This is a genomic window from Plebeiibacterium sediminum (assembly GCF_026013605.1).
Lineage (GTDB): Bacteria > Bacteroidota > Bacteroidia > Bacteroidales > Marinilabiliaceae > Saccharicrinis > Saccharicrinis sediminus.
In genome coordinates, this window is the sequence record NZ_JAPDPJ010000100.1 from 1 (window position 1) to 11,954 (window position 11,954).

Below are 11,954 nucleotides of genomic sequence, written 5' to 3' on the forward strand. Positions count from 1 at the left end.
AATTTATCGCACTTGTTATTTAATTGTAATACTGTTTTTTAACCACTATTTTAACAAGAGGATATAGCATTCCCATTTACGCTTAAAGGCATATTTGTTAGTTTGTTGGTAAATAGAGACTTGCTGCAAATATCAGGAAGCATGAGGGGCCCTTTTACCAGGATAAGAAAGTATTAAAGCCAGCTCACCACCACTATCTTTACAACTAAGACAGGAACGTTTACCAAACTTTAATTCAAGTACCTGAGCTCTTGAAAGTTTTAGTTTATGAAAAGTTACTTTTAAGTCATTGCGTAATAGCTCTACATTTTTAAACATAGAAAACTTGGCTCTTAAACCATATACCAGGTGTTTGAAAGAGCTGCGACTGGGTTTTTCGTTGATTTGAATTTCAAATAAATACGCTACAATCTGTAAAATCATTGGGCTTAGAGCCATTAAATTAAGGGCGTATTATTTCAATTCCCGCACGGTGCATATGCCCAATCCATTAGAGCTAATGCGTTCGCAGAACCAGAAATTTCCATTTGCGACAAATAATTGACATATTCGCCTTATATGTGCGGTGAATAATTGGTATATTTACCGCATAAAGGAAAATGAGCAATGGCAAAATATATCTATCAATATGACAATTGGCCTAATTTTACGTGGGATGAACAGGAAATTCAGGTTTTATTAGGGAAAGTACGTCACTTACAAGGAATGATTTTAGGGCGCATGGAGGCTTTAGGATTTTCTGTTAAGGAGGAGGCAATGTTGTCAACATTAACAATGGATGTTCTTAAATCCTCAGAAATTGAAGGTGAAAAGCTAAATTACGATCAGGTCCGCTCATCGATTGCTCGAAGATTAGGAATAGAATATGCAGGCATGGTATATTCGGATAGGGATGTTGAAGGGGTCGTTGAAATGATGTTAGATGCAACACAAAATTTCAAACAACCACTTGATCAAGAACGCTTACTTGGTTGGCATGCTGCATTATTTCCAACAGGACGAAGTGGAATGCATAAGATTGATGTTGCTTGCTATAGAACAGGAGTTATGCAAATTGTTTCCGGCCCAATGGGAAAAGAAAAAGTCCATTTTGAGGCTCTTGCTCCTGAAGAAGTGAAAGAAAATATGGACATCTTTCTAAATTGGTTTAATAATGAATCTAAAATAGATAGCGTCCTTAAAGCTGCAATTGCGCATTTCTGGTTTATAATAATCCATCCTTTTGACGATGGAAATGGACGAATTGCAAGGGCACTTTCTGATTTATTGCTCGCATTATCAGATGATAGTTCCCAAAGATATTATAGCCTTTCTAGTCAAATTTTGGTTGAGAGAAAAGCCTATTATGAAATTCTAAAGAAAGTTCAACACAGTAGTGGAGATATAACAGAATGGTTAGTGTGGTTTTTGAATAGCTTATTCATGGCATTGAAAACAACAGAAGAAACGATGCAAAAAGTATTGTATAAATCAGACTTCTGGGATAAACATAAGGAAACAGATTTGAATGGCAGACAGCGATTGATGTTAAACAAATTATTAGATGGGTTTGACGGAAAACTGAAATCATCAAAATGGGCAAAGATTGCTAAGTGTTCATCAGATACTGCATTGAGAGATATAAAGGATTTAATAGAAAAAGGAATTTTAAAACAAGAAGAATCAGGAGGACGGAGCACGAATTATGAGTTGGTGGATTTGTAGAAGAAAGCACTAGCTCTAACACTTAGCCTCTAATGCAGGGTTGCTTGCATTCTGTTAAAAGCAGACTTTTGGAACAAACATTCAAAAACAATTATTAACGAAAGACAGAAAAAGGTATAAAATAAATTACTGGATGGATTTGAAGGTAAATTGACTTCAATGAAATGGGCAAAAATTGCAAAATGTTCAAAAGATACTGCAATTCGAGATATTAATGATTTGATAAATAAAGATGTACTACAAAAAGAACCAGCTGGAGGAAGAAGTACAAATTATGAACTTAAAAAATAAAATGCCAGTAGGTAACAGCATGTGATATTTCAGGGTTGGGATTGTTGTAAATTGGAAGTTTATTTCCCGCATTTGCCTGTGGTTAGGCAGAAAGCAATATAATCTGCATACCAATCCCGAAAAAATACAAGTATCGACCAGTATAATTTAAAGGGTCATTAAGAACGTTGTTTCGTTGTTGAACGGAACCGGGAGAAACCAACTTACAATAACTAAAGGGCATAGGCACATATTTTTTGTATAAAGAAATGAGCCTTTTGAATCAGATCAATCCAATAGTTGATTCGCATATAAATGATAGAAAGAATAGAAATAATTATACTTTTACGATCGGTTTATGAATAGTAGGCCATCCGTAATTTATAAAGTTTATGAAGAATATTTTATATACAACATTGTTTGTTCTTGCATTATTTACTGCTGGAGCATTTGATGCCAATGCAAAAAGAGTAAGTGGATATATCATAACCATTGAAAATGATACTTTGCAGGGCTATCTTAATATATATAATTCTGCTTTAAGAATGTGGACAATATCATTTACTCCAAGAATGTTTAATGCAGAAATGGCATTTGTTGAAGCTCCTTTTAAAGAAGAAAAACGTGGGTTTTATAAGAATTATACACCGGATCAGCTTAAGGAGTATGGGTTTGTTTATAAAGGCGTACCCTACAAATTCAAATCGTTTATTGTTAAATCAAAAACATTTATTTTAAACGAAAGAAAAAAGCGTCACTTTTTATTATTGGTGAATAAAGAGAACGGACGAGAGATATATAAACATCAAAAGCATCGCTACGATGATGTTTATAACCAGCTTATTCCTTATTACGAGTTTTATGTAGTAGATAAAGATGGAGAGTTGGTAAAAGTGGAATACTGATGAGGTGGTTGAATTAATAACTATAAGATGATGCAAAGATTCTTTTCCTTATTGATGTTTTTATTGGTTGTCTTTGTTGCTGTTGATGCTCAGCATACAGAGAAAGGGAAGGCATCTTATTATTCAGATCATTTTGAAGGAAAGAAAACTGCCAGTGGGGAGGCATATCAGGCAATCTTACTAACCGCAGCACATCGAACATTACCATTCGGAACTAAAGTAAAGGTCACTAATTTGAAAAACAGTAAAAGTGTTGTTGTTCGCATTAATGACCGAGGTCCGTTTTCCATGGGCAGAATTATCGACCTTTCAAAAAGTGCCATGGAAACACTTGACGGAATAAATGATGGAGTTATTGATGTGGAAATTGAGGTTCAAAAAGAGCAGTGAATTTCAACACATGTTCAGTATGCAGGAAACACCTTTTAATCCTTAACCTTTCTACCTTTAACCTTGTTCAAACCACTCCTCAGATAAATCTAACACCGTTTCATTTTCTTCCAAATTCACATAAGGTACTTCTGCCCACAATGCATCAGGGTAATATGCTTTCATCAATTTTTTTATAGTTTTCGCAGAGTCTTCGGTAATTTCCGGTTCTGTAATGGGGTAATGATTATAAACTACACCGTAAACATTAATGCCTCTTTTTTGCAATACTTCAAGCGAAAGTAAAGTGTGGTTTATTGAACCTAATTTTCCTGATGTAACTAATATAACCGGAAAATCATTTTGCTGAATAAAATCCACAACCATGGTGTCTTCATTTAAAGGAACCATTAAACCACCAACACCTTCTAAAAGAACAGTATCATATTGCATTTCAATTTCTCTAACAGCCTGAATAATTCTGTCTTCGTCAATTCTTTCGCACTGCATAGCTGCAGAAAGATGAGGAGATGCCGGGAACTTGAATAAATAAGGGCAGGTTTCTCCATTTTTATCCTCAGGCAATAAAGGTAATCCCATTAATTTTCGATGAGTTTCAATATCTTCAGAATATTGTGTGCATCCGGTTTGAGCCATCTTCATAGTGATGATATCTGTGCCTTTATGCTTGAGGGTTTTGGCTAAAAGTCCTGTGACTACTGATTTTCCAGCATCGGTATCTATTGCTGTAATAAAATATGTTGACATGATTCTTAAATCTTTTTTAGTATTAAAATAAAAGGGTGATAGGTTAGGGGGAAGCCTTTCTCCTCGAGATATTGCTGATAACCCATTGAGAAATTTTCTAAATCTTTTTTAGTCCATTTGGTGCTGGAAATACCATTTACACCTGTATGTCGCATGTGCTTTAAAACCTCTAATGGAGTATTAAACCAAAGTTTGTTGTACCAGCTTTGTTGATTGATGATTTTAAAATGTTTGCTTGCTTTTACAACAACATCTTTTAAACTTAGGTATTCTATGCCTTTCCCGGTTAGGGTTTTTATCTCAATAAAGTTGTTAGTACTAAAAGATGATAAGGCAAAATAGCCTCCTGGTTTTAATAAGGATGAGGTTTGTTCAAAGAATTGATCAAGATCCCGAATCCATTGAATGGTAGCACCCGACCAAATCACATCTTGTTTGTTTGTGATAGACAATTGTTGAGCATCTCCATGTAAGAATTGATAGGTAGTGTTTTTCTTTGCAGAGATTATTTCTTTGATAGCAGGTTCAACTTCTTGTACTAAATCATTCGCCATATAATTGTAAATCGAATAATGCTTTACAATTTCACAAGTTAATAATCCTGTTCCACAGCCTATTTCAAGTGTGTTATCCAGAGTGGTTGGAATCTTGCACTTAGCCAAAGCAACCAGTTTACGAGCCATTTCTTGTTGCACAATGGCATGACTGTTATATGTTTTTGCAGCAGAGCTAAATCTTTTTTGCAAAAGGGTTTTGTCAAATGTTTGTTTTGTGGGTTCTGAGTATATCATCATTATGTCTGGTTTATGCTATATTAATATTTCACTCCAAGCATTCCATCTGTAAAAACAAAAGTGGGGTGAGTTAATCTCCTTCATTTCAGCTTTATCTTTCCAATACGATTTTTGATTGTCGCAAGTAAAAATTAAATCGGTAGTACCAATAATAGCTTTGTTGTAAATAGAAGATTCATCAACCATCAAGTCAAAATGTTGAATCACAGCACCAAGTTCTTCTTTTTGATTTTCAAATGTGCGTTGAGGTTTGTTGGCTTCAAATTGTTTCCAGGCCTCATTCCCTCCAACCATTCTTCGCTGAAATTTCATCAGATTTCTTTCTGATAAATGCTCGTAAGTTCCCTGAACAATAGATTTACTAATTCCAAACTTATCGTGTACCGGTTGTAATGTGCCATTGATCGCAATAGCCTTATTGATATTCAAATCACAATTTTTGCTTATGTATTGGGCCATCCATACGCCAAACGACCATGCTATGATTGAAACTTCAGGATAGTTATTTATCTCATTTAAAACTTTTTCATCAAGATGCAGACATGTGTAATCATAAATCATAAGCACGTTTTGTTGACCTGCTTTAAGATGTTTGACCTGGTGTTCATCACATCCCCATCCATTAAAAAAGAGGATGAGGTTGGAGTTGTTCTGATTATTAATCCATTTGTATTTCATGATAAGTGCAGTTCTTGTACTAAATAGGATTTGACCTCGTGAATAAATGGATTCAAGAGATGAGGATTTAAATTTGCTGTTAAAGAAATCCGGAGTCGTGCAGTACCTTGGGGCACTGTCGGTGGTCGGATAGGAAATACCAGATATCCTTTGGACTGAAGATGCTCCGCTAAGGTTACTGCTATTTTGTTTTCGCCAACAACAATAGGGATGATGTAGCTTTGAGAAACATTAAAGCCTAAGTTATTGATATTTTGATTACACTGTGCAGAAAGATTTTTTAGGTGTTCTCTGTAAATGGAAAATGCTGGCATTTTATCGATAATAAATTTGCTCCATGCCATATTGATAGAAGGCAAAGCCGTTGTAAATATCAAGGTACGAGCCTTATTGATCAGAACCTGACCCAGTGTTTGATTTAAAATTGCAAAAGCACCAACAGAAGCCATGGCCTTGCCCATGGTACCAATTATAATGTCGATTTTATTTACAACATTCTGCTCTTCGCATAAACCTAATCCGGTTTTTCCCAGTGCTCCAACTCCATGCGCTTCATCGACATACAAAATAGCATTGTATTTTTCTTTAAGAGTGACGAGTTGTTGCAGGTCAACAGCATCACCATCCATACTAAAAACGGATTCGCTGACAATAAATACCTTATCATATTGATGGCGACGCTTTTTAAGAATAGATTCCAGGTGTTCATAATCAGCATGTCGATAGCGAACATGATCCGCATTGCTTAAACGAATACCATCAATGATGCTGGCGTGACAAAGTTTATCAGATAGAATTAAATCTGTTTTTTCGCTTAGCGCAGGAAGAATACCCATGTTGGCATGATAACCACTATTGAAGAATATGGCCGACTCACTTTTATACCAGTTCTGCAGAGAAGCCTCTGTTTCATCGTACAGATTTGTATTTCCGGTGAGTAATCGGGAAGAGCCACTTCCAAAAGATAACCAATGCGGATTTGAAACCATGTGGTTCATAAACTCTTTCTGTAGTTCAATATTGGTGGCTAAACCCAGGTAATCATTGGATGATAAGTTGAGCATTCTTTGTCCGTTGTAATAGCAATATCCATCCGTGTTATTTTCTATAGACTTCAGGGATCGTTTTAAATCCTGCTGCTCTAGTTGATTTATGATGTTTTTAAATCTTTCCATGTTTAGATGCTTACTTCAGTTTCAACTTCCATTGTTTCATATATCACCTGATACATCGCGGCACACAGTTTGTCCAACTCATCATCTGTTATAATAAATGGAGGCATCAGGTATACCAGCTTTCCAAACGGACGAACCCATACGCCTTTTTCAACAAATGCTTTTTGAATTACGGCCATGTCAACAGGATGGGTTAGTTCAACGACACCAATAGCACCCAAACACCTAACTTCCTTAACAACTTCCAGTTTTTTACAGGAAGCTAAACCATCACTTAACTTGGATTCTATATGCTGCACCCTTGTTTGCCATTGGCTTTGAAGTAATAAATCGATGCTTGCATTGGCAGTTGCACAAGCTAGTGGATTTCCCATAAATGTGGGGCCATGCATAAATACACCCGGATTGCCGTTGCTAATGGTATCGGCCACATCATTAGTAGCCAGCGTGGCAGCAAAGCTCATATATCCTCCGGTAATGGCTTTCCCTAAACACATAATGTCGGGAGAGATATCTGCATGGTTACAAGCAAACAGCTCTCCCGTTCTTCCGAAGCCCGTAGCAATTTCGTCTGCAATCAGAAGTACATTATATTTATTACATAACTCTCGTAACTTTTTTAAATAGTCTGGAGAATAAAACCACATTCCACCAGCTCCCTGAACAATAGGTTCAAGAATAAATGCTGCCATTTCTTTATGATGATTCTTAAAAAGATGGGTTAAGCTAATGAAGTCCTCTTTAGCCAATTCTTCATCAAAACGGCTTGTTGGTTGATCTATAAAAAAGTGGATGGGTAATCGTCCGTTAAAAATATTGTGCATGCCGGTATTGGGATCACATACCGACATGGCATGCCAGGTATCTCCATGATAACCGTTTCTGATAGTGGCAAATTTTACTTTTTGACTTTCCTTTTTACTATGCCAGTATTGCAAGGCCATTTTCATGGATACCTCTACAGCTACCGAACCACTGTCACTAAAAAATACTTTTTGCAAAGGTTCAGGAGTCATGTTAATTAACTTTTGAGCCAGTTCAACAGCCGGTTTATGCGAGAACCCTCCAAACATAATGTGCGACATATTTTTTAACTGCGCTTCAATAGCATGATTCAATACCGGATGATTGTATCCGTGAACAGCAGCCCACCATGATGACATGCCGTCAATTAATGTTTCACCTGAGGATAAGTGTATGGTGCATCGTTCAGCTTTTTCAACCATATACACGGGTAGTGGATTGGTGGTTGATGTATATGGGTGCCAAATATGTTCCTTGTCGTATTGTAATAATTCAGGGGTGTTCATGATTTTAAGTTTTATATGCGTTACGTTAATCAACTCTCCTCCTTGTTAAGGAGGAGTACCTCGACGTAGGAGAGGGGAGGTGGTTTATATTGCTTCATTACAAGTTTTTTTTATCTTATAAGAATTGGTTTAAAACCACCTCCCGCTTCGTACCTCACCGGACTCCTCCTTTTTAAAGGAGGAGAGTTGATTAGCATGATGCTAAATATTGGCGGTATCTTTCACATCTTCGTTTACTATGGAAAATCCTGCCTTAGTAAATATTTCTTTATCCTGATTGATATTACTGCCAATGGTTGTTAAAAAATCACCTACTAAAGCAGCATTTACTCCTGCCGAAAGTGCTTTATCCTGAATATGTGCAAAAAGATTTCTGCCGGCAGCCATTCTTATTTTAGCTTTGGGATTAATAAAGCGGAATAAAGCAAAGGTGGTCAGTATCTCGTCGTCAGTTAATCTTTCCATACCTTCTAATTGTGTGCCTTTAATTGGAGTTAGCACATTAATGGGAATAGAAAGAATATTTAACTGATTTAGGGTAAAAGCCATTTCAATTCGTTGTTCAGGTGTTTCTCCCATGCCAATAATACCACCCGAACATACTTCCATACCAATAGATTGAGCTTGTTTAATGGTTTGTATTTTTTCTTCCATGGAATGAGAGCTCACCAATTCAGAGAAAAAGGATGGTGCTGTTTCAATATTGCAATGATAGTGTTCCACTCCGGAATCCTTCAGTTTTTGGAGTTGGTCCTTTTTTAACAAGCCCATTGAAGCACAAAGGCGGATAGGGGTGTTTTTTTGAATGCTTTTGTAAACACCACAAAGTTTATCAAGATTATGATTTGAAATAGCTCGCCCACTCGTAACCAGCGAAAATTTATGTACTCCCTTTTCGGCATTGCTTTTGGCCATTTCTTCAGCCTCTTTTAAATCGACCAGTTCATACTCTTCAATATTTGTTTTATGAAAAGCCGATTGAGAACACCATTTGCAATCTTCGCTACATCTGCCTGAACGCGCATTTAAAATGCTACACATATCCATGGTGTTACCATGATGATGAATTCGTATTTCGTTTGCTGCAGCGTAAACTTCCTCTTTGTTGGGCCAGTTTAGCAAGGTCAATGCCTCAATTTGATCAATTGATTCTCCGCGTAATACTTTTTCTTTTAATAGCTCTACCATAATGCAAAAAAAAAGCCGCTAACAGAATTTACATTCCATTAGCGGCCAGTTATATTGTTAATACTAATAATTACACTTTGTCCATAAACAACAGGAGTTGAAGTAACAACAGGAATAAGCTGCAACAGTTCTTCTTCTGAGCACTCCTCCTTTAAATCGTCAGATTCTTTTTCATCACAAACACGAAGGATATCTTCAATATGTTCAATTACATTACCAATCCATTGTGTTAATGAAATAGCCAAACTCCCAATATGAACCACCTTACCAATACTACAAAACGCAGCGTAGCCTTTGTTACTCCATTGTGTAAAATGAAGTCTGTTTTGCTTGATATTTAATTTATTGTGATTCATAGGATGCAAAACTACGATAAAAAAGAATGTTGATTTTAATTTATCAAGGTGTTTTTGAACAGGTTTCTAATAGGTTATTTTAAATACTTCGCAAAGAATCCCATCATTGATTGGTAAAGTTCAATTCTATTATCTTCATGATGAAAACCGTGACCTTCATTATATTTTACGATATAAGGAACGTCGTATCCACGTTCTCTGAGCTTGCTCACAATTTGGTCTGACTCATTAATATTTACGCGAGGATCATTGGCTCCTTGAATCACAAATAGTGGTTTGGTAATCTTTTCAGCATTTAAAGCCGGGGATACCTCTTCCATAATTTTCTTTTCTTCAGGATTTTCAGGATCATACCACTGTGCATAGAATTGTTCCATATATGGTTTCCAATAGGCAGGGAATGAATTAACGAATGTAAATAAGTTTGAAACTCCAACATAGTCAACACCACATACATATAAATCCGGTGTTTTTATCAGGCTGCCCAAAGTAGCCAGTCCACCGTAACTACCACCGTATACCGCCACTTTTTCAGGGATTATCCAATTCTGGTCAATGCAATATTTTACTCCATCTTCCAGGTCGTTTAGCATTTCTCGACCAATTTGCTTGCTTCCTGCTAAATAAAAATCTTTACCATAACCGCCTGACCCTCTGTAGTTGACTTGTAAGGTAGCATATCCACGACTAGCAAAAAGTTGTGTTTCAGGGTTAAATCCCCATGAGTCTCGAATTCCATAAGGGCCTCCATGAGGGTTTAATATCATAGGAACTTTTTTGCCTTCTGCAGCTGCTTTAGGAATGGTTAAATACCCATACACAGTTCTTCCATCGCGACTTTTAAATTTAATAGGTCGCATTTCAGCCATATCTTCCTCTTTTAACTGAGGCATTAAGTTCATGAGTAATTTAAACTTATTGGAATCTACATCATACATATAGTACTCCCCATATAGTTTATCGCTGGTAACGTAAATCAGATACTTATCTTCGTTATCCGTTTTATCGTTAATGTAAAAGTCTTTTCCGCTAAATTCTTTTTCAAATTTTTTGTGCAAAGCCTTGTAGTATTTACTTACCGGAGTAATCTGATATTTTTCACCTTCGTAAGCAAAATAGTCTATTTCCCAATTACGTTTACGAGAGCGGGACATTTCGTTGGCATCAAATGTTTCGTTTTCAAAAACTACTTCGAGCTGTTTTTTATTGGCTAAATCATAAGAAACAATGCATTCTTTATCGCGGTTTAAGTTCGATATAACATAGGCTATATCATGTTTTCCGGGATCATAATTAAATCCTCTGATATTAAAGGTACCTTTCCAGTCATAGTGTTCAACCACTTCAAACTCTTTATCAGATGCAGAACGATATAAAAGTTCCATTTCAGTTCCGTTTACCTGGCGTGTATAGGCCCGAAGAACTCCATCTTTATCAAAGTTGTAATCCATAATAGGACTGTTGGGATCTTTGTTTTCAAATAGCTTTGTAAACTCCCCATTATTTACATTGATGATATAAGGCTCAAAGACTTCAGCATTATCTTTATTCATCTGAATGATAATTTCATCCGGCTGTTCTTTCAATAACTCAAGAATATTTACCTGTACATCGTCAAATGGAGTAAGTTCTATGTCATTAGAACCATCTGTGTTTACAGCAAATAAATGATAGTTTTCGTTTCCGCCTTTATCCTTAACATAAATCAAACGATTATTATTAACCCATCCATAACCTCGCACCAGGTCATCACCTTCAACTATTGCTTTTGTTATTTTATCGGTTTCGGTATTTTGAATGTAAACATGCTGTTTCCCATTTTCATCTCTTTCTCTAAACGATAGATATTTTCCGTCAGGAGAAAATTGAAAATCACTCTTGGATGGTTTTTGAAAATAATCTTTAACAGAATATTTGTAGGAGGCTGTTTCAAAATTAGCCAGGGCTTTTAATTCTTCTGTAGTAGATGGCAATGAAGTATCACCAGGAATACTATCCTTTTTTGTGGCATATGTACTGTTCATAAATACAATACTCATTAAAAATAAAAATACGTGTTTCATTTACTTATAATTTTGGTTTGTTGGCTATAAGGCATTTAAAATTAGGTCCCAATAGTCATTGTTAAACATGGAATATACATTGGGATTTAAAGAAAAGAACAAGATAAAATACCAATAGTTCGGTTGCAACTATTAATGCGTATTTAAAAGTGGGTTAAATATAACGCATTAATTTGTATTGTAAAAGAGGAAAAAACCTCTATGTTTTATTTTTGGTCTGGCGTGTTAGTTTGCTGTAATTAGGTTAGAGGTCTGCGCGCATAAGCGGAATCATTTACTCTTTGCCCTAAAATACTAATCTACTGCGTTAAATTCTTCGAGTTAGCTCGCTAACCCTGCAAAATTTGCCTTATATATCAGTATTTTATGACAAT

General features: G+C 36.0%; 13 protein-coding genes. 4 read left to right on the top strand and 9 right to left on the bottom strand.

The window, feature by feature from the left end; translation table 11 throughout:
* Positions 1–132: 132 nt before the first annotated feature.
* Positions 133–423: a hypothetical protein gene (locus OM075_RS22855; RefSeq protein WP_301192880.1), complete on the bottom strand. Its 291-nt coding sequence runs from the start codon at positions 421–423 to the stop codon at positions 133–135.
* A gap of 183 nt (positions 424–606) precedes the next feature.
* On the opposite strand from OM075_RS22855, the gene OM075_RS22860 reads away from it, so the two are divergent.
* From OM075_RS22860 to OM075_RS22875, 4 genes are all read left to right on the top strand, one after another.
* The gene (locus OM075_RS22860) at positions 607–1,704 is read left to right on the top strand and encodes a Fic family protein (protein ID WP_301192881.1); all 1,098 of its coding nucleotides are present in this window, start codon (positions 607–609) and stop codon (positions 1,702–1,704) included.
* Between the two features lie 159 nt (positions 1,705–1,863).
* The gene (locus tag OM075_RS22865; RefSeq protein WP_301192882.1) at positions 1,864–1,995 is read left to right on the top strand and encodes a hypothetical protein; all 132 of its coding nucleotides are present in this window, start codon (positions 1,864–1,866) and stop codon (positions 1,993–1,995) included.
* Between the two features lie 371 nt (positions 1,996–2,366).
* Complete coding sequence (locus OM075_RS22870) at positions 2,367–2,879, top strand: hypothetical protein (RefSeq protein ID WP_301192883.1); 513 nt, start codon at positions 2,367–2,369, stop codon at positions 2,877–2,879.
* Between the two features lie 27 nt (positions 2,880–2,906).
* Positions 2,907–3,269: a septal ring lytic transglycosylase RlpA family protein gene (locus OM075_RS22875; RefSeq protein ID WP_301192884.1), complete on the top strand. Its 363-nt coding sequence runs from the start codon at positions 2,907–2,909 to the stop codon at positions 3,267–3,269.
* A 57-nt stretch (positions 3,270–3,326) separates the two neighbouring features.
* On the opposite strand, the gene bioD is transcribed toward OM075_RS22875, so the two are convergent.
* From bioD to OM075_RS22915, 8 genes are all read right to left on the bottom strand, one after another.
* Complete coding sequence (gene bioD, locus OM075_RS22880) at positions 3,327–4,016, bottom strand: dethiobiotin synthase (RefSeq protein ID WP_301192885.1); 690 nt, start codon at positions 4,014–4,016, stop codon at positions 3,327–3,329.
* Between the two features lie 5 nt (positions 4,017–4,021).
* On the bottom strand, positions 4,022–4,810 hold the full coding sequence (gene bioC / locus OM075_RS22885; protein ID WP_301192886.1) for a malonyl-ACP O-methyltransferase BioC: 789 nt from the start codon (positions 4,808–4,810) through the stop codon (positions 4,022–4,024).
* Between the two features lie 15 nt (positions 4,811–4,825).
* Complete coding sequence (locus OM075_RS22890) at positions 4,826–5,488, bottom strand: DUF452 family protein (protein ID WP_301192887.1); 663 nt, start codon at positions 5,486–5,488, stop codon at positions 4,826–4,828.
* Positions 5,485–6,663, bottom strand: coding sequence for an aminotransferase class I/II-fold pyridoxal phosphate-dependent enzyme (locus tag OM075_RS22895; protein ID WP_301192888.1), 1,179 nt, complete (start codon positions 6,661–6,663; stop codon positions 5,485–5,487). Before OM075_RS22895 ends, OM075_RS22890 begins: the two co-directional genes overlap by 4 nt.
* 2 nt (positions 6,664–6,665) lie before the next feature.
* A complete protein-coding gene (gene bioA / locus OM075_RS22900) occupies positions 6,666–7,973 on the bottom strand; it encodes an adenosylmethionine--8-amino-7-oxononanoate transaminase (RefSeq protein ID WP_301192889.1) in 1,308 nt (435 codons plus the stop codon).
* A 201-nt stretch (positions 7,974–8,174) separates the two neighbouring features.
* Positions 8,175–9,161, bottom strand: coding sequence for a biotin synthase BioB (gene bioB / locus OM075_RS22905; RefSeq protein WP_301192890.1), 987 nt, complete (start codon positions 9,159–9,161; stop codon positions 8,175–8,177).
* Between the two features lie 38 nt (positions 9,162–9,199).
* The gene (locus tag OM075_RS22910) at positions 9,200–9,517 is read right to left on the bottom strand and encodes a hypothetical protein (protein WP_301192891.1); all 318 of its coding nucleotides are present in this window, start codon (positions 9,515–9,517) and stop codon (positions 9,200–9,202) included.
* A gap of 74 nt (positions 9,518–9,591) precedes the next feature.
* On the bottom strand, positions 9,592–11,580 hold the full coding sequence (locus OM075_RS22915) for a S9 family peptidase (RefSeq protein WP_301192892.1): 1,989 nt from the start codon (positions 11,578–11,580) through the stop codon (positions 9,592–9,594).
* Positions 11,581–11,954: the final 374 nt, after the last annotated feature.